At 73.6% G+C, this 21,854-nt stretch carries 22 protein-coding genes; 7 read left to right on the top strand and 15 right to left on the bottom strand.

The genetic code is table 11. The features are described from left to right. Positions 1-79: 79 nt before the first annotated feature. The 6 genes from ACQPZP_RS14830 to ACQPZP_RS14805 are packed head-to-tail and all read right to left on the bottom strand — an operon-like array spanning position 80 to position 6,343. Positions 80-766, bottom strand: a complete 687-nt coding sequence (locus tag ACQPZP_RS14830; RefSeq protein ID WP_433478190.1) for a GntR family transcriptional regulator — start codon at positions 764-766, stop codon at positions 80-82. Continuing rightward, positions 763-1,929 carry an N-methyl-L-tryptophan oxidase gene (gene solA / locus ACQPZP_RS14825; RefSeq protein ID WP_433478189.1) on the bottom strand — a complete coding sequence of 389 codons (1,167 nt, stop codon included), beginning with the start codon at positions 1,927-1,929 and terminating at the stop codon, positions 763-765. The genes ACQPZP_RS14830 and solA overlap by 4 nt, the downstream gene beginning before the upstream one ends. A 5-nt stretch (positions 1,930-1,934) precedes the next feature. Beyond that, complete coding sequence (locus tag ACQPZP_RS14820; protein WP_433478188.1) at positions 1,935-2,762, bottom strand: amino acid ABC transporter ATP-binding protein; 828 nt, start codon at positions 2,760-2,762, stop codon at positions 1,935-1,937. Next, positions 2,759-3,706 carry an amino acid ABC transporter permease gene (locus tag ACQPZP_RS14815; RefSeq protein WP_433478187.1) on the bottom strand — a complete coding sequence of 316 codons (948 nt, stop codon included), beginning with the start codon at positions 3,704-3,706 and terminating at the stop codon, positions 2,759-2,761. Before ACQPZP_RS14815 ends, ACQPZP_RS14820 begins: the two co-directional genes overlap by 4 nt. After that, on the bottom strand, positions 3,703-5,286 hold the full coding sequence (locus ACQPZP_RS14810) for an aldehyde dehydrogenase family protein (protein WP_433478186.1): 1,584 nt from the start codon (positions 5,284-5,286) through the stop codon (positions 3,703-3,705). Before ACQPZP_RS14810 ends, ACQPZP_RS14815 begins: the two co-directional genes overlap by 4 nt. Positions 5,287-5,314: 28 nt before the next feature. After that, entirely contained in the window at positions 5,315-6,343 is a 1,029-nt protein-coding gene (locus ACQPZP_RS14805; RefSeq protein ID WP_433478185.1) for an ABC transporter substrate-binding protein, read from the bottom strand. A gap of 214 nt (positions 6,344-6,557) precedes the next feature. Between ACQPZP_RS14805 and ACQPZP_RS14800 the strand changes: the two genes are divergently transcribed. The 3 genes from ACQPZP_RS14800 (at position 6,558) to ACQPZP_RS14790 (ending at position 10,815) form a co-directional block, all read left to right on the top strand. Beyond that, a complete protein-coding gene (locus ACQPZP_RS14800) occupies positions 6,558-8,180 on the top strand; it encodes a thiamine pyrophosphate-binding protein (protein WP_433478184.1) in 1,623 nt (540 codons plus the stop codon). Between the two features lie 200 nt (positions 8,181-8,380). Further along, positions 8,381-9,619: a CaiB/BaiF CoA transferase family protein gene (locus ACQPZP_RS14795; RefSeq protein WP_433478183.1), complete on the top strand. Its 1,239-nt coding sequence runs from the start codon at positions 8,381-8,383 to the stop codon at positions 9,617-9,619. Continuing rightward, a complete protein-coding gene (locus tag ACQPZP_RS14790; RefSeq protein ID WP_433478182.1) occupies positions 9,616-10,815 on the top strand; it encodes an acyl-CoA dehydrogenase family protein in 1,200 nt (399 codons plus the stop codon). The genes ACQPZP_RS14795 and ACQPZP_RS14790 overlap by 4 nt, the downstream gene beginning before the upstream one ends. Before the next feature lie 45 nt (positions 10,816-10,860). Here the strand turns inward: ACQPZP_RS14790 and ACQPZP_RS14785 are convergent, their stop codons facing one another. After that, the gene (locus tag ACQPZP_RS14785) at positions 10,861-11,634 is read right to left on the bottom strand and encodes an enoyl-CoA hydratase-related protein (protein WP_433478181.1); all 774 of its coding nucleotides are present in this window, start codon (positions 11,632-11,634) and stop codon (positions 10,861-10,863) included. Positions 11,635-11,696: 62 nt separating this feature from the next. Here ACQPZP_RS14785 and ACQPZP_RS14780 point away from each other — a divergent pair, with 62 nt between their 5' ends. After that, positions 11,697-12,089, top strand: coding sequence for a DUF7715 family protein (locus ACQPZP_RS14780; protein WP_433478180.1), 393 nt, complete (start codon positions 11,697-11,699; stop codon positions 12,087-12,089). Positions 12,090-12,106: 17 nt separating this feature from the next. After that, entirely contained in the window at positions 12,107-12,403 is a 297-nt protein-coding gene (locus tag ACQPZP_RS14775) for an MTH1187 family thiamine-binding protein (protein ID WP_433468315.1), read from the top strand. Between the two features lie 9 nt (positions 12,404-12,412). Here the strand turns inward: ACQPZP_RS14775 and ACQPZP_RS14770 are convergent, their stop codons facing one another. From ACQPZP_RS14770 to ACQPZP_RS14745, 6 genes are all read right to left on the bottom strand, one after another. After that, on the bottom strand, positions 12,413-13,159 hold the full coding sequence (locus ACQPZP_RS14770) for a neutral zinc metallopeptidase (RefSeq protein WP_433478179.1): 747 nt from the start codon (positions 13,157-13,159) through the stop codon (positions 12,413-12,415). Between the two features lie 69 nt (positions 13,160-13,228). After that, positions 13,229-13,666 carry a MarR family winged helix-turn-helix transcriptional regulator gene (locus ACQPZP_RS14765; RefSeq protein WP_433468313.1) on the bottom strand — a complete coding sequence of 146 codons (438 nt, stop codon included), beginning with the start codon at positions 13,664-13,666 and terminating at the stop codon, positions 13,229-13,231. Beyond that, complete coding sequence (locus ACQPZP_RS14760; RefSeq protein WP_433478178.1) at positions 13,663-15,129, bottom strand: DHA2 family efflux MFS transporter permease subunit; 1,467 nt, start codon at positions 15,127-15,129, stop codon at positions 13,663-13,665. The genes ACQPZP_RS14765 and ACQPZP_RS14760 overlap by 4 nt, the downstream gene beginning before the upstream one ends. A gap of 60 nt (positions 15,130-15,189) precedes the next feature. Further along, positions 15,190-15,999, bottom strand: coding sequence for an ABC transporter ATP-binding protein (locus ACQPZP_RS14755; RefSeq protein WP_433478177.1), 810 nt, complete (start codon positions 15,997-15,999; stop codon positions 15,190-15,192). Position 16,000: 1 nt separating this feature from the next. Continuing rightward, on the bottom strand, positions 16,001-17,050 hold the full coding sequence (locus tag ACQPZP_RS14750) for a FecCD family ABC transporter permease (protein WP_433478176.1): 1,050 nt from the start codon (positions 17,048-17,050) through the stop codon (positions 16,001-16,003). Further along, positions 17,047-18,096, bottom strand: coding sequence for a FecCD family ABC transporter permease (locus ACQPZP_RS14745; RefSeq protein WP_433478175.1), 1,050 nt, complete (start codon positions 18,094-18,096; stop codon positions 17,047-17,049). The genes ACQPZP_RS14750 and ACQPZP_RS14745 overlap by 4 nt, the downstream gene beginning before the upstream one ends. Before the next feature lie 134 nt (positions 18,097-18,230). Here ACQPZP_RS14745 and ACQPZP_RS14740 point away from each other — a divergent pair, with 134 nt between their 5' ends. Both ACQPZP_RS14740 and ACQPZP_RS14735 read left to right on the top strand, forming a co-directional pair. After that, positions 18,231-19,253, top strand: coding sequence for an ABC transporter substrate-binding protein (locus ACQPZP_RS14740; protein WP_433478174.1), 1,023 nt, complete (start codon positions 18,231-18,233; stop codon positions 19,251-19,253). Between the two features lie 11 nt (positions 19,254-19,264). Beyond that, positions 19,265-20,089: a siderophore-interacting protein gene (locus tag ACQPZP_RS14735; protein ID WP_433478173.1), complete on the top strand. Its 825-nt coding sequence runs from the start codon at positions 19,265-19,267 to the stop codon at positions 20,087-20,089. A 1-nt stretch (position 20,090) separates the two neighbouring features. Here ACQPZP_RS14735 and ACQPZP_RS14730 read toward each other — a convergent pair whose 3' ends face one another. After that, positions 20,091-20,705: a response regulator transcription factor gene (locus tag ACQPZP_RS14730; RefSeq protein ID WP_433478172.1), complete on the bottom strand. Its 615-nt coding sequence runs from the start codon at positions 20,703-20,705 to the stop codon at positions 20,091-20,093. Next, positions 20,690-21,844 carry a sensor histidine kinase gene (locus tag ACQPZP_RS14725; protein WP_433478171.1) on the bottom strand — a complete coding sequence of 385 codons (1,155 nt, stop codon included), beginning with the start codon at positions 21,842-21,844 and terminating at the stop codon, positions 20,690-20,692. The genes ACQPZP_RS14730 and ACQPZP_RS14725 overlap by 16 nt, the downstream gene beginning before the upstream one ends. Between the last annotated feature and the right edge of the window lie 10 nt (positions 21,845-21,854).

Here is a 21,854-nt window from a genome sequence, read left to right as displayed (position 1 = left end):
GGGAAGGCAGGCGGCAGCGGTCCGCGCGGGTGACGGACTCGAAGCAGGGCGGTCGAACGGAGGGGCGAGCCCCCGGGGGTCAGCTCTCGTCGGCGATGATCTGGCGCAGCGCCTCGACCGCGTGGTCGCGGTGCTCGGCCAGTGCCTTCACCAGCCGGTCGCCGTCGCGGTCGCGGACCGCGTCGACGATGCCGGCGTGCTCGTGCTCGACCAGGTCGCGGTTGCTCGGCGCGTTGTAGTAGACCGAGCGGTAGGCGTCGGTGGAATCCCAGAGGGAGCGGATGATGCGGACCAGCCGCGGCATCCGGGACGCCTCCAGGATCGTGAAGTGGAACCGCCGGTTGGCCGCCGTCATGGTCAGCAGGTCGCCGCGCGCCGCGGCCTCCTCGACCTCGTGCTGGGCCGCCACGATCCGCTCCAGGTCGGTGTCGGTGACCCGCTCGACGGCCAGCCGCGCCGCGTCGGACTCCAGCAGCGCGCGGATGCGGTAGACCTCCAGCAGGTCGGGCAGGGACAGCTCGGCCACCATGTAGCCGTGGTGCGGCCGGTGCACGACCTGGCCCTCGCCCTCCAGGATCTTCAGGGCCTCGCGCACCGGCGCCCGGCTCACGCCGAGCCGTTCCGCGAGGGACTCCTGCCTGATCGCCTGGCCCGGCTTCAGCTCCCCGGCGATGATGATCTGGCGCAGTTCGGCGAGGACGTACTGCTGCACCGTCAGCGGCCGCGGAGCCGCGCCGATCCGCCCGCCTCCCGGCACTGTGCTCATCCGTCCTTCCCGGGGTCCGGCGGGTCGCCCGCCGCGAACCGCTCCGGCGCCATGAAGTCCAGTGGGGCGCCGGTGCCGTTCGCCAGCATGTCCGCGACGTCCGCGGCCAGCGCGGAGGCGTACTTGAAGCCGCGGCCGGAGAACCCCGATGCGATCGAGAGCCTACCGCCGCCGATCCTGCCGACCAAGGGGTCCCCGTCGGGGGTGTAGAGATCGGTGAAGGCGTCGGCGCGGATCGGATCGGGGTGCAGGCCCGGGAGCAGCTCGGCCACGGCCGCGGAGACGGCCGCGATCTCGTCGGGGCTGTGCCGCCGCTCGATCGCGTCCGGGTCCGGCACGGGCATGGCGGGGACGGCGCCCGCCACCTTGACGCCGGCGCCGTCCAGGGACGGCGCCCCGTAGAGGTGGACGCCCGCGCTCTCCCGGATGAAGATCGGGAAGCGGGCGGGCGTGTACTCCTCGGGCCGCCGGGCGAGGAACCAGGTCAGCAGCAGGCGGTGCGGCCGCAGCCGCCGCCGCAGGCCGTCCGGCAGGAACCGGCCGGTCCACGATCCGGCGCACAGCACCGCCTGGCGCACCCGCCACCGCTGCTCGCCCGCGCGGATCTCGACGTGGTCGTCGTGCTCGACGACCGCGTCGATCTCGGTGCGGCGGAGCACGCGCGCGCCGTGCCGTTCCGCCTGGTCGGCCGCGGCGACGACGGCGGCCTCGCAGCGCAGGAACCCGGCCTGCTCGTCCAGCACCCCGACCTCGCCCTCCAGCAGGCGGTGCTGGGGGTAGCGGGCGCGCATGGCGGGACGGTCGAGCACCTCCACGGGCGTGCCCGACTCCCGGGCGCTGGCCAGCAGATTCCGGATGTAGTCCTGCTCGGGGCGGCCGATCGACAGCCCGCCGCACGCGCCGAGCAGCGGCAAGCCCGCCGCGGCCTCCAGTTCCCGCCACTGGCCGAGCGCACGCCGCAGCAGGCCGGTGTAGCGGGCGCCCTCGGCGTAGGCGACCCGGAACAGCCGGCTCTCCCCGCCCACCGCGGCCCGGTCGTGGCCGGGGGCGTACCGCTCGAACCCGATGGCCGGCACGCCGCGGCGCGCGAGCTGCCACAGCAGGGCGGCGCCCACCGTCCCGACGCCGATGACGCCGGTCTCGGCGTCGATGGATCCGGTCATCGCGATCACAGCACCTTCGACAGGAACGCGCGGGTCCGCTCGTGCGCGGGCGCGGCGATGACGTCGCGGGGCGGCCCCTGCTCGACGATCACGCCGTCGTCGATGAAGACCAGCGAGTCGGCCACCTCCCGGGCGAAACCGATCTCGTGGGTCACGATGATCATTGTCATGCCCTCCTCGGCGAGCGTCCGCATCGTCTCCAGCACCTCGCCGACCAGCTCCGGGTCGAGCGCCGAGGTGGGCTCGTCGAAGAGCATCACCTGCGGCCGCATCGCCAGGGCGCGGGCGATGGCCACCCGCTGCTGCTGCCCGCCGGACAGTTGCGCCGGGTAGTCTCCGGCCCGGTCGCGCAGCCCCACCCGGTCCAGCAGCTCCAGCGCCCGTTCGCGGACGCCGGCGGCGGGCTCGCGTTTCACCTGCCGGGGCCCCTCCATCACGTTCTCCAGCGCGGTCTTGTGCGGGAAAAGGTTGAAGCGCTGGAAGACCATGCCGATGCCGGCGCGCTGCCGCGCCACCTGCTTCACCGAGAGCTCGTGCAGCTTCCCGCCCGCCCGGCGGTAGCCGATCAGCTCGCCGCCGACGCGGATCTGGCCGCCGTCGAGCTTCTCCAGATGGTTGATGCAGCGCAGCAGGGTCGACTTGCCCGATCCGCTCGGGCCGATGATGCAGCACACCTCGCCGGACGCGACGTCCAGGTCGATTCCCTTCAGCACCTCCTGCGGGCCGAACGACTTGCGCACGCCGCGCGCGCGGATCAGCACCTCGCCCTGCGTCCCTCCCGAGCGCGCCGCGGTCTGCGCGCCGGACTTCATGGTCGCTCGCGTTTCGGTCATGGTGACACCGCCTTCTCCGGTGCGGGCTCCTCCACGATCGTCCGCCGCCCGCGCCACGGGGGGCGGCGCCGGGACGCGCCCGCATCGCCGCGGCCGTAGAAGCGCTCCAGGTAGTACTGCCCGACGCTCAGCAGCGAGGTCATCGCGAGGTACCACAGGGCGGCCACGATCAGCAGCGGGACCGTCTGGTACGTGCGGGAGTAGATGATCTGCGTGGCGTGCAGCAGATCGGCCGCGCCCAGCACGCTGACCAGCGAGGTGTTCTTCAGCATCGACACCGTCTGGTTGGCGGTGGGCGGCACGATCACCCGCATCGCCTGCGGCAGCACGATCCGGCGCAGCGTCTGGGCGGGCCGCATGCCGATCGCCTGGGCCGCCTCGGTCTGGCCGCGGTCGATGCTGAGCAGGCCGCCGCGCACGATCTCGGCCATGTAGGCGCCCTCGTTCAGCGACAGCCCGAGCAGGGCGGCGACGAACGGGGTGATGAACCCGTTGGCGCTGCCGGAGACGAACTCGGGGCCGAACGGGATCCCCAGCGAGAGCCGCGGGAACAGCGCCGAAAGGTTGAACCAGAAGATGAGCTGGATCAGCAGCGGCGTGCCGCGGAAGAACCACACGAACGCCCACGAGGTCGAGGACAGCACCCGGCTCCGCGACAGCCGCATCACGGCGAGCACGATGCCGAGCAGCACGCCGAGCACCATGGAGATCGCGGTGAGCTCGACGGTGAGCCACGCCCCCTTGGCGATGGCCTGCGCGTTGAGGTAGAGCCGGACGACGCCCCATTCGAAGTTCTCGTTGGTCACGAGCGTGTGCGCGAGCATCGCCCCGAGCACGCCGATGACCACGATGCCGACCAGGTTGAGCGGGCTGCGCCTGGGGACGACGGGCAGCTCCTCGTCGCGGTCGGCGGCGGCCGTCCCGACCCGGTCCGCAGTCGTCATCGGCCGTTCCCGGCGGGCGTGGGGCGGCCGGCCTCGGGGAGGGTGAAGCCGAGGTCCACGGTCACCTCCGCCACGTCCATCTGGGCGCGCTGGAGGACCCCGGAGTAGTCCCAGTTGACCGACTGCCAGCTGGTGAACTGGTCGATGACCCACTGGCCCGACTGGCGGCTGCCGTTGCCCGACAGGCCGTTCCCGCCGAACGGCAGGTGCGCCTCGGCGCCGACGGTGGAGTTGTTGACACTGATCATCCCGGCCCGGCAGCCCCGCCGGAACCGGTGCGCCGCCGCGACGTCGCGCGTGTAGATCGCCGCCGACAGCCCGTAGCCGTGCCCGTTCGCCAACTCGATCGCCTCGTCGAGCGAGCCGTACCGGCCGAGCCCGACCAGCGGGCCGAACGTCTCGGTGCTGTAGAGGGCGTCGCCCGGCCGGATGCCCGACACGACCGCCGGGTGGCAGTACAGGCCGGCGGCCGGGTCGCCGGTGAACCCGGCGCGCGGGTTGTCCGCGGTGATGCGTCCGGTGCCGGTGGAGCCGTGCAGCTTGTGGTGCCGCTCCACGAGCCCGAGGTAGGACTCGAAACGCGGCAGGTAGCGCGGCTCGATGAGCGGGCCGTAGAACACCTCGGCGTTCGGCTCCCCGATGGGCAGGGCCGAGACGGCGTCGGCGAAGCGGCAAAGGAACTCGTCGTGCAGCGAGTCGTGGACCCAGACCGTCCCGAGGGAGGTGCAGCGCTGCCCCGCCGTGGCGAAGCCGGAGAAGACCGCGCCCCGCACGGCCAGGTCGAGGTCGGCGTCGGGCTCCACCACCATGGGGTTCTTGCCGCCGAGTTCCAGGCAGGGCGACTGCAGGTGCTCGCCGCACAGCGCGCTGATCCGCCTTCCGACCTCGGTGGAGCCGGTGAACCCGACCTTGTCGACCAGGCCCTGCTCCAGTGCCCGCGACAGCCCCTCGAACGTGGCGGGCCCGTCGGCGTGGACGAGCTGGACGACACCGGCGGGCACCCCGGCGTGCGCGAAGATCTGGGCGAGCGCGTCCGCCACGGCCGCGGCGGGCTCGGCAGGTTTCCACACCACCGTGTTCCCGCACAGCAGCGCGGGGACGATGTACCAGGACGGCACCGCCGCCGGGAAGTTCGCGGCGGTGATGACGGCGGCCACGCCGAGCGGCTTGCGGTAGGTGTAGAGCTCCTTGTCCGGCATCTCGCTCGGCACGGTCTGCCCGTACAGCCTGCGGCCCTCGCCGAGGAAGAAGTCGCAGGTGTCGATGATCTCCTGGATCTCGCCGAGCGCCTCCCCCGCCGGCTTGCCGATCTCCCGGGTCAGCAGGGCGGCCAGCGCCCGCTTGTTGGCGCCGACGAGCCGTCCGATGTTGGCGATCACCTGGCCGCGCACCGGCGCCGGGGTGGCGGCCCAGCGGCGGCTCGCCTCCCGGGCCTGGCGGCAGGCCTCGGCGAACGTCTCCGGGCCCGCCAGCTCCACGGTCGCCACCACGTCGTCGAGGTCGGCCGGGTTGACCGAGGCGTAGGTGCGGGCGCCCGGCCCCGCGGGCTTGCCGGCGAGGAGGGAGGAAAGGGTCTGCATCGTGATGGTCTCCAGACGGATGCGGGGGTCAGGACGCGGACTTCTCCAGGTTCGGGCGGTCGATCATGGCCGACTTCAGCCCCCACTTGGCGAAGATCTGCTGGGACGTGCCGGACTTCGTCAGGGCGGTGAGGCCCGCCTGCACGGCCGGGGTGAGGTCGGAGCCCTTAGGCAGGCCGACGGCGACCGCGCTGCGGTTCATCTCGGTGACGAGCTGGAACTTGCCGGGCGTCTGGACCGCCGCGTACGCGAGCACCGGGGTGTCGGCGAGGACGCCGTCGGCCCGGCCGCTGCCGAGCTGCACGAGCGCGTCCGTCTGGCTCGGCAGGACGACGGGCTGCACCGCGGGCTTGCCCGCCGCCTGGCACGCCTTGGAGAAGCCGGGCAGCCGCACCGCCTCCTGGATCGAGCCCTGCTGCACGGCGATCTTGTGCCCGCACAGGGTGTCCGCCGACAGCTTCTCCGGGTTGCCCTTGGCCACCGCCAGCGAGGTGCCCCACGCGCCGTAGTCCACCATGTCCAGAACCCTCAGCCGTTCCGGCGTGGCCGACATGCTGGAGATCGCCATGTCGTACCGCTTGGCACCGAGACCGGGGATGATGCCGTCGAGCTGGACGTCCTGGATCTGCGTCTGGACGCCGAGGACGCGCCCCAGCGCGCGGGCGAGGTCGGCGTTGAGCCCGATGATCGTCTTGTTGTCGGACGCGTAGAACTTGGTCGGCGGGCTCGACACGTTCATCACCACGACGAGCTTCCCGGCGGACTTCACCCGCGCCGGCAGCTTGCCGGCGGCGGCCGGGTCCGGGGCCACCTTGTCGAACGCGTCGAACTTCGCCGCACCCGCGGCGTCCGCCTTGCCCTTGCCGTCGCCGGTCGTGCCCGGCTGCCCGCTGCTGCAGGCGGCCGCCGCCAGGGCGACCGCGAGCGCCGCGGCCGGAACGCCGAGGAGGCGGATGCGGCGTTCTGCGGACCGGGACGTGCCGGACCGCGGGGTGCGCTCGCCGGAACGGTGCACATGCTCGGCCGGGTCCGTGGGGCGTCGGGGCGAGTGGGTCATGGCGTGGCCTCCTCAGGGAGCGGGCCCTGTCGTTTCGGTGGCGGAGCTGTGCACCGCCATCCGTTTCATTGGTTCGGAACTCTTGTCGTCGAACGGGATGGCGGGCTAGGACGGTCAGGCGAATGTATAGTGGATCCAATTTTCTGCGCAAGACCCTTCTCGGCTGCTTTCGAGACCGCCGGGGGCGGGGATGGGAGTGGCTCAGGTGAAGCGGATGACCGTCGCGGGAAGCATTCTGGACGCGCTGGCGTCGGCCGGGACCGAGCGCGTGTTCGGCCTTCCGGGCGTCCACAACCTCGCGTTCTGGCAGGAGCAGGCCCCGGGACGGCCGGACATCGTCGGGGTCAGACACGAGCAGACCACCGTGTACGCCGCCGACGGCGCCGCGCGCGCGACCGGCTCGCCGGGCGCGGCCCTGACGACGACCGGCCCGGGCGCCGCCAACGCGGTCGCCGCGTTCGGCGAGGCGGCCGCCTCGCACAGCCCGGTCATGCTGGTCGCCAGCGAGATCGCCACGACGCTGCGGCGCCCGGGCGTCGTCCGCGGCGTCCTGCACGAGAGCGCGGACCAGGCGGGGCTGTTCGAGCCGCTCGCCAAGGCCGTCTACCGGCCGCGCACCGCCGCCGAGGTCGCCGAAGCGGTCTCCGAGGCGCTCACCACCGCGCTCACCTGGCCGCAGGGCCCGGTCTACCTGGACGTTCCCACCGACGTGCTCGCAAGCCCGGGCGTCCCCGTCCCGCCCGCCGGCCCGGCGCGCACCGCGACCGACCCCGCCGCGCTCGCCGCCGCCGTGGCCGAGATCGACCGCGCCGGACGGGTCGTGCTGTGGGCGGGCGGCGGCGTCGTGCAGGCCGGCGCCGGAGCCGAGCTGGACGCGCTGGCCCGCCGCCTCAAGGCCCCAGTGGTCGCCACGTTCGCCGCGCGCGGCGTGCTCCCGGACGGCCACCCGTACCTGGTGGCCGCACCGCCGCACGAGCCCGAGGTCGCGGCGCTGATCGCCGACGCCGACCTGATGGTGGCCGTGGGCACCGACTTCGACGGGATGAACACCCGCAACTGGACGATGCCGCGCCCGCCCCGGCTGGTGTCGGTCAACTGCGACCCGGTTGACCTGGCCAAGAACTACCCGCCGGACGTCGCCGTCCGGGCGGACGCGCTGGCGGCGCTGCGCGAGCTGTCCGGCGCGGACCGCCGCGAGGGCGTCGCCGCGCGGCCGGAGGGCTGGGCCGACCCGGCCGCGCTGCGCGCGAAGGTCCGGGCCAGGCTGCGCGCCGAGGACGGCGACGGGCCGCTCGACCTGGTCGAGGCGGTCGAGGACGCCTGGCCCGCCGAGGGTGCGATCGTGGCGGACATGGCGGTCGCCGGTTACTGGATCGGCGGGTACGCCTCGATGGGACGGCCGCGCCGCCTGCAGTACCCGGTCGGCTGGGGCACGCTCGGCTACGCCCTCCCCGCCGCCATCGGGCCGGCGGCGGTGTCCCGCACGCCGACCCTGGCCGTCTGCGGGGACGGCGGCCTGATGTTCGCGGTCGGCGAGCTGGCGACGCTCGCGCAGGAACGCCTGCCGGTGACCGTCCTGGTCGTGGACGACGCCTGCTACGGGATGCTCCGCTACGACCAGGAGCGCTTCGGGCATCCGGAGCAGGGGGTCCACCTGGCGACCCCCGACTTCGTCGCCCTGGCCGGGAGCTTCGGCATCGACGCCCGCGACGTGGCCGGGCCCGGCGAACTGCCCGCGGCGCTGCGGGAGTCCGCGGCCCGCGGCCGCCCCGCGCTGCTGCGCCTTCCCGCCGCACTGATCCCGCCCCGCACCACGTCCCCGCGCTGGCGCGACTGACCCGCGGCCACCTCGCCCAGGCCGTCCCGTCCACCCCTCCATGCCGATCCACGAAAGTGAGCCGCCAATGACTGCGGTCTCCGCCAGCAGAGATCCGCGCACGGCCCTGAGCCGCATCCAGGTACCCGGCTCCTCCCCGGGCTCGTCGCCGAGCGCGCCGCCGACCCCCGGCACAACCGCCAGGAGGACGGAGACCGGCCGTGAGTGAGCACCAGCGCGAGCATCCGGCCGAACACGCGCGTGTGCGCGATCAGCCGACCGGGGACGGCCCGCTGGCGGGACTGCTGGTCGCCGATTTCAGCAGGGTCCTCGCGGGCCCGCTCACCACCATGACGATGGCCGACCTCGGCGCTACCGTGATCAAGGTGGAGCGGCCGGGCGAGGGGGACGACACGCGCGGCTGGGGACCGCCGTGGACCGCACGTTCCAGCTCCTACTTCGAATGCCTCAACCGCGGCAAGCACAGCATCGCGCTCGACCTGGCCGACCCCGCCGACCGCGAGGTCGCCGCGGAGCTGGTGCGCCGCGCCGACGTGCTGGTCGAGAACTTCCGGCCCGGCGTGCTCGCCCGGCACGGGCTGGACTACGACGGCGCCCGCAAGCTCAACCCCCGCCTGGTGTACGCGTCCATCTCCGGCTTCGGCAGCGCGGCGGGCGCGGACCTGCCCGGGTACGACTTCGTCGCGCAGGCCGCGGGCGGCCTGATGAGCATCACCGGCGCGGCCGACGGCGACCCCATGAAGGTCGGCGTCGCCCTGGTCGACGTGCTGACCGGCAAGGACGCCCTGATCGGGATCCTCGCCGCGCTGCGCGGCCGCGAGCTGACCGGCGAGGGCGGGCACGTCGAGGTGAGCCTGCTGACCAGCCTGCTCGGCGGCCTGGCCAACCAGGTGTCGGCGTTCCTGACGACCGGTGAGGCGCCCGTCCGGATGGGCAACCGGCACCCGAGCATCGCGCCGTACGAGACGCTGCGCTGCGCGGACGGGCTGCTCGCGGTGGCCGTGGGCACAGACGCGCAGTTCCGCCGGTTCGCCGAGGTGCTCGGCCTGCCCGGCCTCGCCGGCGATCCGCGGTTCGCCGCCAACGCCGACCGCGTCGCGCACCGCGCGGAGCTGGCCGAACGGCTGGAGGACGCGCTGGCGGCCCGCGGCGTCCGCGAATGGGAACCGGAGCTGGCCGCCGCGGGGATCGCCTGCGCGCGGGTCAACGACATCCCCGCCGCCGTCGAACGCGCCGTCGAGCTGGGCCTCGCCCCCCTGCTCGACCTCGGCGACGGGCACCCGCCGCAGGTGCGCTCGCCCATCACGTTCTCCGGGGCGACCGCCGGGCCGCCCGTCCCGCCCCCCGACCTGAACGAGCACGGCGACCTGATCCGCGCGTGGCTGCGGTCGCCGGGCCCCTTCCCCGACAGCCCGACCACGTCCGAGGAGAAACGATGACCCAGGAGGGCCCGCCAGTGACCACACCGTTCAACCCGTCCGACCCGCTGGACATCGACACGTTGCTGAGCGACGAGGAACTCGCCGTCCGCGACACGGTGCGCGGCTTCTGCGCGGACCGCATCACCCCGCACATCGCGGACTGGTTCGAGCGCGGCGAACTGCCCGCCGCCCGCGAGCTGGCCCGCGAGATGGGCAAGCTGGGCCTGCTCGGCATGCACCTGGAAGGCTACGGCTGCGCCGGGACGAGCGCGGTCGCCTACGGCCTGGCCTGCCTCGAACTGGAGGCGTGTGACTCGGGCATCCGCTCGCTGGTGTCAGTGCAGGGCTCGCTGGCGATGTTCGCGATCCGGCGTTTCGGGTCGGAGGAGCACAAGAGCCGGTGGCTGCCCCGGATGGCCGCCGGCGAGGCGATCGGCTGCTTCGGCCTCACCGAGCCCGACGCCGGATCCGACCCGGGCTCGATGCGCACCACCGCCCGCCGCGACGGCGGCGACTGGGTGCTGAACGGCCGCAAGATGTGGATCACCAACGGGTCGATCGCCGACGTGGCCGTCGTATGGGCGCGGACGGAGCAGGGCGTCCAGGGATTCGTCGTCCCGACCGAGACCCCCGGGTTCGCCGCGCCGCTGATGCACCGCAAGCTCTCGCTGCGCGCCTCGGTCACCAGTGAGCTGATCCTCGACGACGTCCGCCTGCCCGCCTCCGCAGCCCTCCCCGAAGGCACCGGCCTGCGCGCGCCCTTGAGCTGCCTGAACGAGGCCAGGTACGGGATCGTCTGGGGCGCCACGGGAGCGGCCCGCTCAGCGCTGGAGACGGCGCTGGACTACGCCAAGTCCCGGGAGCAGTTCGGCCGGCCGATCGCGGCGTTCCAGCTGACCCAGGCCAAGCTCGCCGACATGGCACTGGAGGTGCACAAGGCGCTGCTGGTGGCCCTGCACCTCGGCCGCCTCAAGGACGAGCACCGGCTCCGGCCCGACCAGGTCAGCTTCGGCAAGCTCAACAACGTCCGGGAGGCGCTGGACGTCTGCCGCACCGCCCGCACCATCCTCGGCGCGAACGGCATCTCCCTCGAATACCCCGTGATCCGCCACATGGCCAACCTCGAGTCCGTCCTCACCTACGAGGGGACCTCCGAAATGCACACCCTCGTGCTGGGCCAGGCCCTGACGGGAACCCCCGCCTTCCGCGGCTGACCAAGACCCCCGAGGCCCTGCCTCCCCTGCCGAGGCAGGGCCTCTTCAGGCGGGCCAAGTGGGGTGGCGCTTTTCCAGGAAGGCGGTCATGCCCTCCTGGGCTTCCGGGGTCTGGCTTGAGGCGGCCATCACCTCGATCGCGTAGGTGTAGGCGTCCTGTTCGGGGCGGTCGAACTGGGCGTACATGGCCTGCTTGCCAAGGGCCTTGCTGCGCGGGCTGCCCTGGGTCGCGCGCTGGAGCAGGTCCTGCGTCGCCTTGTCGAGCTCGTCGTCGGGGACCGCGTAGTTGATCAAGCCCCACTCGGCGGCCGTGCTCGCGTCGAAGATCTCGCCTGTGAGCGCCATCTCGGCGGCGCGCTTGCGGCCGACGTTGTGCGAGATGGCGACCAGGGGCGTGTGGCAGAACCAGCCGCCCTTGCCGCCGGGCGCGGCGAACCCGGCGCTCTCGGCGGCCACGGCCAGGTCGCAGCTCGCCACCAGCTGGCAGCCCGCGGCGGTGGCCAGGCCGTGCACGCGGGCGACCACCACCTGCGGGATGGACTGCATGGTCCGCATCAGCTCGGTGCAGACCATCAGGAGGTCCCGGACGTCGGCGTGGGACGCCCCCGCCATGTCGGCGAAGTCGTGCCCGGCGGAGAAGACCGGGCCGTTCGCGGCGAGGATCACGCCGCGGGCGTCGGTGGACCCGGCCTCGCGGAACGCATCCGTGAGCTCAAGGAGGAAGGTGCGGCTCAGGGCGTTGCGGCGACGGGGCCGGTTCATGGTGATCGTGGTGAACGGGCCGTCACGATGAAGCAGGACGTCATTGTCTTCGCTCATGGTCCAGACGTTACGTCAGACCCTCGTCGTACGGTGGAGTCGCGTCCACGTGCCGAGGGGGTATGGCCTTGAAACTGCTCACCGCCACCAACTCCAGCCAGGGATTCCGCGACAACGACTTCGACTGGTGCGTCGAGGGCGAGCTCGTCCACATCGGGATGGTGTGCGCCAGCGACCGGGACGACCCGGACGGCGGCTGCGGCTGCGGCCGCTCCTTCGCCGGGCTGAACTCGCACCGCGCCACGACCACCGCGATGGTCCGGGAGATACCGGGCTTCACCGACGAGGACTACGTGCTGGCGATCCGTTCCAGCCTTGAGCAGCAGGGGTGCGACGCGTCGTTCGCCGAGCACGAGGCGGCGCTGCTGCGCTGCCTCGTGCGCGACTGGCCGGTGGGGGTGATCGTCGAGCGCCGGCTGGATGAGATCGTGGTACGGCAGGTCGTCCAGCCCTAGATTTCGGGAGGTGCGCGATGCTCGTCGCGTTCTCGGTGACCCCGCTCGGCGCGGGCGAGGAGGTCGGCGAACTCGTCGCCGAGGCGGTCCGGGTGGTGCGGGCCAGCGGCCTGCCCAACCGGACCGACGCCATGTTCACCACGATCGAGGGCGAATGGGACGAGGTGATGGCCGTGGTGAAGGCCGCCACCGACGCCGTGGCGGCGCGGGCGCCCAGGGTGAGCCTGGTCGTCAAGGCCGACATCCGGCCCGGCGTGACGGGCGCGCTCGACGCCAAGGTCGAGTCCGTGGAGCGGCACCTCCGCCGGTCGTGAGCCCCGCCGTCAGGTGAAGCAGGCCCGCACGCCGTTCTCGCCGCCGCGGGAGAAGCTGCGGAGCCGCTGGACGGACGAGCCGTGGTCGCCGGGCTTCGTCCACGGCGCCTTGTCGCCGATGACCTGGAAGGCGTCCACCAGCTCCTGCTCGTCGCCGTCCTCGAACTTCAGCGTGCCGTCGTCGGACGAGCCGTAGAGGACGGCCCCGGCCAGGCAGTCGGCCTGGAGTTCGGCGGCGGGCGACACGAGGCCGCGGCGGAGCCGGTTCTGCACGGCATGGCCCCACTCGTGCGCGATCACCAGATAGACCCAGGCGTCGCCGCGGGCGTAGCCGGATCGCATGAGGTGGGCGTCCCAGGCGACGAAGTCGCCGGCCGGGCAGTAGGCGGCGTTGTCGCGTTCGAGGGGCTCGCCGTCGCAGGTCGGCGTCGAGCCCGGGTCGCGGCCGTTGTAGAGGCCGACGACGCGCGGTGAGCTGTACGAGCCGGTGAACAACCGCTCCCAGTGCCGCCGCCAGTAGTCGTCGGTGATGGTCTCCGCGGTGCGGACGTCCTCCTGGAACTCGTTCTCGTCGACCTTCCCCGGGGGCGACTCCTGCGAGGCGGGTGCGGGGGTCGCGACCCGCGTGCCCTGCGCGCCGGGCGCCGCCGGGGCGACCTCGAAGCCGCAGGCGCCCGCCAGGGCGGCCACCAGCGCGGCCGCGCCGGCGAGCGCGGCGAGCCGCCACCGCGAACAGTTCCGTGCCGTCTCCCTCATGCCGGGACATACGCACGCGAACCCATGGAAGGCCGAACACCCGCCCGATTCGACCGGCCAGGCGGGCGGCTAGGTCTCCTGAGGGGTCGCGACGAGACGGGCGGCGACGCGGTCGAGGACGGCCAGGTCCTCGGGCGGGAGGTCGTACAGCTCCGGCGGCGGGGTGTCGAGGATGCGCTCGGCCTCCGCCGCCGCGGCGCGTCCGGCCGCCGTCACGGTCACGATCTTGGAGCGGCGGTCGGCGGGGTTCGGGGTCCGCTCGGCCAGGCCGCGCCCGACCAGGTCGTCCACCACGATCGTGGCGTAGGGGCGGTCGGTGACCAGCGCCTCGGCGAGGTCGCGCAGCGTCAGCGGCCCGGTCGCCGCGGCGATGCGGCGCAGCGCCTTGACCCGGAAGAAGCTCATGCCGAGCGCCTCGGACGCCTCGCGGCGCCGGTCGCCCCGCTCGTGCAGCAGGATCCGCAGGTTGTGCCACGCCCGGGCGGCGGCGTCGGCGGGCTCGGTCATCGGGCACTCGCTCCCGTCTCCTGGCGTGCGTCCGGTGCCGCGTCACCCGCCTCGAACAGGGCGGAGGTGCGTGCGGCGCTGCGGGCGGCGCGCCGGCCCGTGGTGACCGTGCCGAGCACCAGGACGGTGGCGGCGCACCCGGCGAGGATCCAGTATGCCGGGCGCGCGGCCGACACGAAGGTCGACGCGGCGTACGAGCCGGACGTCCCCGCGGCGAGCACGGCGCCGATCACCGCGACGCCGAGCGCCTGCCCGACCTGCCGGCTGGTGGAGGCGACGGCGGCCGCGACGCCCGCCTGGGCGCGCGGCATCCCGGACACGGCGGTGTTCGTGATCGGCGAGTTGACCATGCCGAACCCGGCGCCGAACAGCACGTACGCCGCGACCAGCGTGAGGTCGCGGGTCTCGGCGTCGAACGCGGCGAACAGCAGGGCGCTGGCGAGCATCGCCCCGCCGGCGATCTGGAGCGGGAGCCGCGGGCCGCAGCCGCCGACGAGCCGTCCCGACAGCGGGGCGGCCGCGGCGGTCATCGCGGCCATCGGCAGCAGGTACAGCCCCGCCTGCAGCGCGGACATCCCGCGCACGTTCTGCAGGTAGAGCGTGTTGAGGAACAGGAACCCGCCGAGCGCCGCGAGCCCGCTGACGGCGATGACGGTCGCGCCGGAGAACGGGACGCTGCGGAAGAAGCGCAGGTCGATCAGTGGTTCGGGGGTGCGCAGGGCGTGCAGGACGAACCCGGCGAGCGACGCCACGGCCAGGATCGCGGCGCCGAGGACGGCGGGGTCGCGCAGGCCGCGCCCGGGCGCCTCGATGATCGCGTAGGTCAGCGAACCGAGCAGCACGATCATGAACGCCTGTCCGGCCGGGTCGAGCCGGCGCGGCCGCGGGGCCCGCGACTCGGGGACGAACAGCGCGGTCAGCGCGAGCGCGGCCAGCCCGATCGGCACGTTCAGCCAGAAGATCGAGCGCCAGCCCACGGAGTCGACCAGCAGCCCGCCGACGAGCGGTCCCATCGCCATGCTGAGGCCGACGACGGCGCTCCAGACGCCGATGGCGCGGGCCCGCTCGCGCGGCTCGGTGAACACGTTGGTGATGATCGACATGGCGACCGGGTTGAGCATGGAGCCGCCGACCGCCTGCACGACGCGGGCGCCGACGAGCCAGCCGAGGGACGGCGCGAGGCTGCACAGCACCGATCCGGCGACGAACAGCGCGAGGCCGGTCTGGAACACGCGGCGGCGGCCGATCCGGTCGGCGGTCGAGCCGGAGAGGATCAGCAGCGACGCGAGGACGATCAGGTACGCGTCGATCGTCCACTGGAGCCCGGAGAGCGAGCTGCGGAAGTCGTGCTGCAGCGACGGCAGGGCGACGTTGAGGATCGTGTTGTCGAGGCTGACGATGAGCAGGCTCAACGAGCAGATGGCCAGCACCAGAAGCCGGCGCCGGGGGCTGAGTTCGGGCACACCGCCTCCAATCGTTGTAGCCCTACAATCATTTGAAGCCTACAACGATTCCCGGTGTGGTCAGTGCGGCGCGGGCGTGCGGGCGCGGGCGGCCGGAACGACCAGCGGATTGCCGGTCTCCGGGCAGTCGATCACCCGGCAAGGCAGCCGGAAGACCTGCTCGACCAGCTCGGACGTGACGACCGCGGCCGGTTCGCCCTCGGCGACGATCCGGCCGTCCCGCATCGCGATCATGTGCGTGGCGTACCGGGCGGCGTGGTTGAGGTCGTGCAGGACGGCGACGACCGTGCGGCCCTCCTCGTGCAGCCGCGCGCACAGGTCGAGCACCTCGATCTGGTGGGCGATGTCGAGATAGGTCGTCGGCTCGTCCAGGAGCAGCAGCGGCGTCTGCTGGGCGAGCGCCATCGCGATCCAGACGCGCTGCCGCTGTCCGCCCGAGAGCTCGTCCACGTGCCGGTCGGCGAGATCCTGGACACCGGTCGCGGCCATCGACTCGGCGACGACCCGCTCGTCCTCCTTCGACCACTGCCGCAGCAGGCTCTGGTGCGGGTACCGGCCGCGCGAGACCAGGTCGGCGACCGTGATGCCCTCCGGCGCGATGGACGACTGCGGCAGCAGGCCGAGCGTCCGCGCCAGCTTCTTGGCGGGCCAGCCGGCGATCGGCCGGCCGTCCAGGACGACGGTCCCCGCGGACGGCTTGAGGATCCGGGCCAGCGCCCGCAGCAGCGTCGACTTGCCGCACGCGTTCGGGCCCACGATCACCGTGAAGGAGCCCTCCGGGACGGCCACGTCAAGGTTCTCGGTGATGGTGCGCTTGTCGTAGGCGAGCGTCAGCCCGGTTCCGGCGAGGCGCGCGTTTCCGTCCTTCAATTCAGATCCGTCCCGTCTTGCGTTCGGTCACGAGGAGCCAGACCAGGTATCCGCCGCCGAGCAGCCCGGTCACCACGCCGACCGGGAGCTGGTGCCCGGGGAACGCGCGCTGGGCGACCCAGTCGGCGGCCACCAGCAGCGCCGCGCCCACGCACGCCGCGGGCAGCAGGTTCGGCCCGGCCGTGCGGGTGAGCCGGCGGGCGAGCTGCGGCGCGGTCAGCGCGACGAACGCGACCGGACCGGCCGCCGCCGCGGCGAGCGAGGTGAGCAGCACGGCCGCGGTGAGCAGGAGCAGCCGGACCCGCTCGATGGGGACGCCGAGGCCGTGCGCAGCGTCGTCGCCCATCTCCAGCATCCGCAGCGCCCGGCCGCAGCCGGCGAGGACGAGCGGGCCGAGCACGCCGAGCACCGCGATGACGGGCGCGGCGTCCGCCCAGTCGCGGCCGTCCAGGCTGCCGGTCAGCCACAGGACGGCGCGCGCCGCGTCGGTGATCTTCGCCTGGGTGAGCAGGTAGCCGTTCACGCCGGTGAGGATCGCGGCGACGCCGATGCCGACGAGGATCAGCCGCTGCCCGTGCGCGCCGTGCCGTCCGGCGACCGCGTACACGACCAGCCCGGTCGCGAGGCCGCCGCCCGCCGCGCCGGCCGCGACCGCGACGCTGCCCGCGCCCGTCAGCACGATCACGGCGAGGACCCCGGTGGCGGCGCCCTGGCCGAACCCCAGGATGTCGGGGCTGCCGAGCGGGTTCCGGACGAGCGACTGGAAGATCGCCCCGGCCAGGCCGAGGGCGGCGCCGACCGCGAGCGCGGCCGCCACCCGCGGCAGCCGGATCTGGTTCACGATGAGGGAGTCGGCGGGCGAGCCGTGCCCGAACAGGGTCCGGACGACGTCGGCGGGGCTCATCGGGAAGTCGCCGCTGCCGATGAGGAGCACGCTCGTCCCCAGCGCGATGCCGAGGCAGACCGCCGCGACGGCGAGAGCGCGCGGGCGGAAGCGGAACGACGGCCCGCCGGGCGCGCGGATGACGGCGAAATGCGGCGTCCTGCTCATGCGGCGGCCTTCCGCGGGCGCCGGACGAAGTAGAGGAACACCGGGCCGCCCGCGACGACCATCACGATGCCGACCTGGAGCTCGGACGGCCGGACGACGACCCGGCCGAGGACGTCCGCCGCGAGCATGAGGGCCGGCGAGAGGAGCGCGCAGTACGGGATCAGCCGCCGCAGGTCGGGGCCGGTCAGCGCACGGACGAAGTGGGGCACCATCAGCCCGACGAAGATGATCGGCCCGCACGCCGCCGTCGCCGCCCCGCACAGCAGGGTGACCGTGACGATCGCGGCGACCCGGGCCCGGCCGGGGGACGCGCCGAGCGCGCGGGCCGCCTCCTCGCCCATGGCCATCGCGTTCAGCGGACGGGCCAGCAGCAGTGCCGTGACGAGCCCCACCAGGACGAACGGCGCGACCCGGACGACGGTGTACCCCTGCGCGGAGGCGAGGGAGCCGACCGTCCAGAAGCGCATACGGTCCAGCGACGCGGTGTCGAGGAGCTGGACCGCGTTCACATAGGAGAACAGCGCCGCGTTCAGCGCCGACCCGGCGAGCGCGAGCCGGGCCGGGGTCGCGCCGCGCCCGCCGCCGACCGCGTAGAGCAGCACCGCGACCGCTCCGGCGCCCGCGAACGCGAACCAGACGAAGCCGGTGAACGAGGTGACGCCGAGGAACGAGATCGCCGACACGACGGCCGCGGACGCCCCCGCGTTGATGCCGAGGAGCCCGGGATCGGCGAGCGGGTTGCGGGTCAGCGCCTGCATCACGGCGCCGGCGAGCCCGAGGGCCGTCCCGGCGAGGAGGCCGAGCAGCGTGCGCGGGACGCGCATGTCATGGACGACCGTGTAGGCGGCCGAGTCGGTGTGGAGCAGCCCGTCCCACACCTGCGCGATCGACAGCGGCTTCGCGCCGACCGCGAGGCTCAGCACGACCGTTGCGAGCAGGAGCAGCACCGCGGCGATGAGCCCGGCCGCCCACGGCGCGCCCCGCACCCGTCCGGCGGACGGCCGCTCGGCGGGTGGCGTCAGCGGCGGCGACTTCGTCGACAACACCTGGTGGGCTCCGGGGGGACGTGCCGGGGACCGCCGTGACGGGTCCCACTCTGGACAAGATCTTAGGTTAGGTTAACCTAAGCTCGCATCGGCCACCATCCGGCCGCAGTAGTTGATTTGGGAGAACGTCCGTAATGTCGAACATCGGTGCTCGGCACCTCACCCGCCGCGGTTTCCTGGGCGCGAGCGGCGCCGTCGCCCTCGGCGCGTTCATCAGCGCGTGCGGGGACGGCGGAGGCGGAACGGCCTCGCCCGGCAGCGGCGCGTGGGAGTTCACCGACGACCGCGGCACGAAGGTCGGCCTCAAGGCGCGCCCGACGCGGGTCGTCGCCTACGTCGGCGCCGCGGCCGCCCTCTACGACTTCGGCGTCGACCGGCAGCTCGTCGGCGTGTACGGCCCGACGAAGCTCAAGGACGGCAGGCCCGACCCGCAGGCCGGGAACCTGCCCGTCGGCCGGCTGGAGATCATCGGCAACGCCTACGGCGAGTTCAACATCGAGAAGTACGCGGCGCTCCGCCCCGAGCTCCTCGTCGACAACATGTTCGTACCGCCCGACCTGTTCTACGTCCCGGCCGAGAGCAAGGACAAGATCTTCGCGCTGGCACCGAGCGTCGCGATCTCCACCGGAGCCGTGTCCCTGCCGAGGCCGATCGAGCGGACCGCCGCGCTCGCCGCCGCACTAGGCGCCGACCTGAAGTCCGCGAAGGTCACCGCCGCCAAGGCCCGGTTCGAGAAGGCGTCCGAGACGCTGCGCGCGGCGGCCGAGGCCAAGCGCGGGCTGAAGGTGCTGGCGGCGTCCGCGAGCCCCGACCTCTTCTACGCCTCAAGCCCGGGCAAGAACACCGACCTCATCTACTTCAAGGAACTGGGAGTCGACCTGATCGTCCCGGAGAAGCCGGGCAAGGACGGCTACTTCGAGGAGCTGAGCTGGGAGAACGCCGGCAAGTACAAGGCCGACGTCATCATGCTCGACTCCCGGACCCAGGCGCTCCAGCCGAAGGACCTCGGCTCCAAGCCGTCCTGGAAGGACCTGCCCGCGGTGAAGGCGGGGCAGGTCATCGCGTGGCAGCCCGAGCCCCGCTTCTCCTACGAGGGCTGCGCGCCGATCATCGAAGCCCTCGCCACGTCCCTCCGGTCCGCCGGGAAGACCGGCTGAAAGGAAGCGCGATGACGACCCCGGCCCATCCGTACGCGTTCTTCGACCTGCACGTCCTGCGGTCCGAGCGGCTCGGCCCGTCCATGGTCCGGATCACCTTCGGCGGCGCGGCCGGTTTCGGCACCGGCGGACGCGACCAGCGCTTCAAGCTGTTCCTCCCGCACCCGCACCAGGACGCCCCCGTGATGCCGGAGGACAGCGACGGCGACACGTGGTTCGCCGACTGGCGGGCGCTCGACCCGGCCGAGCGCGGGATCATGCGCTCCTACACCGTGCGCGGCACGCGTCCCGGCGAGCTCGACGTCGACTTCGCGCTGCACACCGACGGCGCGTCCGGCCCGGCCGCCCGCTGGGCCGCGGCGGCGAGCGCGGGCGACCGCGTCACCGTCCTCGGCCCGACCGGCCCCGACAACGGCGGCTACGACTTCCGGCCGCCGCCCGGGAGCCCGGTGGTGATCGCGGGCGACCTGACCGCGCTGCCGGCCATCGCCGGGAACCTCGCCTGGCTGCCCGCCGGGACGCCCGCCCAGGTGTGGATCGACGTCCCGCACCCCGAGGACCGGCAGGAGCTGCCGGCGGGCGCCGACGCGGAGATCACCTGGGTCTCCCCCGGCGGCCTGGTCGACGCGGTCCGCGCGGCCACGGTCCCGGGCGGCGCCTACGCGTGGATCGCGGGCGAGTCCGCCGTGGTCAAGGCGCTGCGCCGGCATCTGGTGAACGAGCGAGGGCTGGACCGCCGCGCCGTCACCTTCACCGGCTACTGGCGGCGCGGCGCCACCGAGGAGGACCTGCTCTCCGAGGTCGTCGCCGGCGGCAGCCCCGCAACGGAGGAATGAGTCACGGCGCCGGCAGGATGCCGTGCTCCAGCGCGGCCATCACCGCCGCCGTCCGGTCCGAGACGCCGAGCTTGCCGAAGATCCGCAGCAGGTGCGTCTTCACCGTCGCCTGGCCGATGTAGAGGCGCCCGCCGATCTCGGCGTTGGTGAGGCCCTCCGCGACCAGGGCGAGCACCTGCGACTCCCGCGCCGACAGGACGGGCGGCGGCGCCGCCTCGCTCGCCGCCGCCAGCCGGGCCGACACCTCCGGCGACAGCACCCGCCGGCCGGCCGCGACGTCCCTGACCGCCGCGGCGAGGTCGGCCCGCGAGGCGTCCTTGAGCAGGTAGCCGGCTGCGCCGGCCTCGATCGCCCGGACGATGCCGGCGTCGTCGTGGAACGTCGTCAGCACGAGGATCCGGTGCCCGGGCAGCCGCTCGATCGCGCTCACCCCGTCCCCGGACGGCATCCGCAGATCCATCAGGATGACGTCGGGACCGACGATCGGGACCACCGCGACGGCCTCGTCACCGGACGCGGCCTCCGCCGCCACCTCGATGTCCGCCTCCGCCGCGAGCATCCCCCGCAGCCCCTCCCGGACGATCGGATGATCGTCGACGATCATGACGCGGAGCACGGCACCGCCACCTCGACCCTCGTGCCGTCCCCGCCCGTGACCGCGAACGTCCCGCCGGCCTGCTCGACCCGGCTCCGCATCCCGCGCAGCCCGAACCCCCGGCCGGCCTCACCCGGCTCGAACCCGCACCCGTCGTCGGCGACGGTCAGCCGCACCGGGTCGCCGTAGACCAGCGACACCCGCACCGACCCCGCCCCCGAATGCTTCCGGACGTTCGCGAGCGCCTCCTGCGCCACCCGCAGCAGGACGACCTCCACCGCGTCCAGTGGCCGCGGCTCCCCCTCCACGGCCAGATCGACGGGAAGGTCGAAGTCACGGGCCATCTTCCGCAGCGCCTCCACGAGCGAACCGCCGTCCAGCGCGGGCGGCGCCAGCGCCGCGACCAGGCCGCGCGTCTCGGCCAGGTTCTCCCGCGCCGCCCGGGCGGCGAGCTCCAGATGCCGGTTCGGGCCGACCTCCGCCTCCGCCGCCTGCAGCAGCATCGTGATGGACGTGAACCCCTGCGCGATCGTGTCGTGGATGTCGCGGGCCAGCCGCTCGCGCTCGGCGAGCACGCCCGCCTCCCGGCTGACGCCGGCCAGCTCGTCCCGCGTCCGGTCCAGCTCCTCGATCAGGCGCATCCGCTCGCGGTTCTGCCGGCCGAGCCGTCCGATGAACACGGCGAGCAGAACGCTGCACGCGAGCGCCGCCGTGATGATCACGACCGTCACCGCCCGTCCCGCCCCGGACGCCGCCAGCGCGAGCCCGACCGGCCCGGAGAACAGCACGGACATCAGCGCGAAGCCGCGGGCCGTCCCGTACATCATGTAGACCTGCGGCGCCAGCGCGGCCAGTCCCGTCGCCGTCACCGGCGCGATCAGCGTCGCGGGGACGAACATGCAGATCAGCGCGACCGCGTAGATCCTGCACCCGGGCCGCGGCACCTCCTGCGACCGCAGCGCCTTCCGGCCGATCGCCACGTACACCAGGCTCAGCAGGACGAGCAACGCGATCGCCGCGGCCCGCCTGCCCGGCGGCACCTCGTCGGCGGCCGTCGCGGCGATGGTCCCGACGAGCACCATCGCGAAGTAGGCGTCCCAGAACGGATACGAGCGCTGCCAGACGTTCTCCGCCCGCGCCACCCCCGGATCACCGGTCATGCCCCGATCA

Source organism: Spirillospora sp. CA-142024, from assembly GCF_050942325.1.
Taxonomy (GTDB): Bacteria; Actinomycetota; Actinomycetes; order Streptosporangiales; family Streptosporangiaceae; genus Spirillospora.
Note: the sequence above shows the minus strand (reverse complement) of the source record. Positions and strands in the feature narration are given on the sequence as shown.

Coding starts and splice junctions, on each gene's coding strand:
- ACQPZP_RS14815 (WP_433478187.1), bottom strand. CDS start 3,706: ATGACGACTGCGGACCGGGTCGGGACGGCCGCCGCCGACCGCGACGAG.
- ACQPZP_RS14740 (WP_433478174.1), top strand. CDS start 18,231: ATGTCGAACATCGGTGCTCGGCACCTCACCCGCCGCGGTTTCCTGGGC.
- ACQPZP_RS14830 (WP_433478190.1), bottom strand. CDS start 766: ATGAGCACAGTGCCGGGAGGCGGGCGGATCGGCGCGGCTCCGCGGCCG.
- ACQPZP_RS14810 (WP_433478186.1), bottom strand. CDS start 5,286: ATGCAGACCCTTTCCTCCCTCCTCGCCGGCAAGCCCGCGGGGCCGGGC.
- ACQPZP_RS14800 (WP_433478184.1), top strand. CDS start 6,558: ATGACCGTCGCGGGAAGCATTCTGGACGCGCTGGCGTCGGCCGGGACC.
- ACQPZP_RS14790 (WP_433478182.1), top strand. CDS start 9,616: ATGACCCAGGAGGGCCCGCCAGTGACCACACCGTTCAACCCGTCCGAC.
- ACQPZP_RS14750 (WP_433478176.1), bottom strand. CDS start 17,050: ATGAGCAGGACGCCGCATTTCGCCGTCATCCGCGCGCCCGGCGGGCCG.
- ACQPZP_RS14805 (WP_433478185.1), bottom strand. CDS start 6,343: ATGACCCACTCGCCCCGACGCCCCACGGACCCGGCCGAGCATGTGCAC.
- ACQPZP_RS14820 (WP_433478188.1), bottom strand. CDS start 2,762: ATGACCGAAACGCGAGCGACCATGAAGTCCGGCGCGCAGACCGCGGCG.
- ACQPZP_RS14780 (WP_433478180.1), top strand. CDS start 11,697: ATGGCCTTGAAACTGCTCACCGCCACCAACTCCAGCCAGGGATTCCGC.
- ACQPZP_RS14765 (WP_433468313.1), bottom strand. CDS start 13,666: ATGACCGAGCCCGCCGACGCCGCCGCCCGGGCGTGGCACAACCTGCGG.
- solA (WP_433478189.1), bottom strand. CDS start 1,929: ATGACCGGATCCATCGACGCCGAGACCGGCGTCATCGGCGTCGGGACG.
- ACQPZP_RS14770 (WP_433478179.1), bottom strand. CDS start 13,159: ATGAGGGAGACGGCACGGAACTGTTCGCGGTGGCGGCTCGCCGCGCTC.
- ACQPZP_RS14735 (WP_433478173.1), top strand. CDS start 19,265: ATGACGACCCCGGCCCATCCGTACGCGTTCTTCGACCTGCACGTCCTG.
- ACQPZP_RS14785 (WP_433478181.1), bottom strand. CDS start 11,634: ATGAGCGAAGACAATGACGTCCTGCTTCATCGTGACGGCCCGTTCACC.
- ACQPZP_RS14775 (WP_433468315.1), top strand. CDS start 12,107: ATGCTCGTCGCGTTCTCGGTGACCCCGCTCGGCGCGGGCGAGGAGGTC.
- ACQPZP_RS14725 (WP_433478171.1), bottom strand. CDS start 21,844: ATGACCGGTGATCCGGGGGTGGCGCGGGCGGAGAACGTCTGGCAGCGC.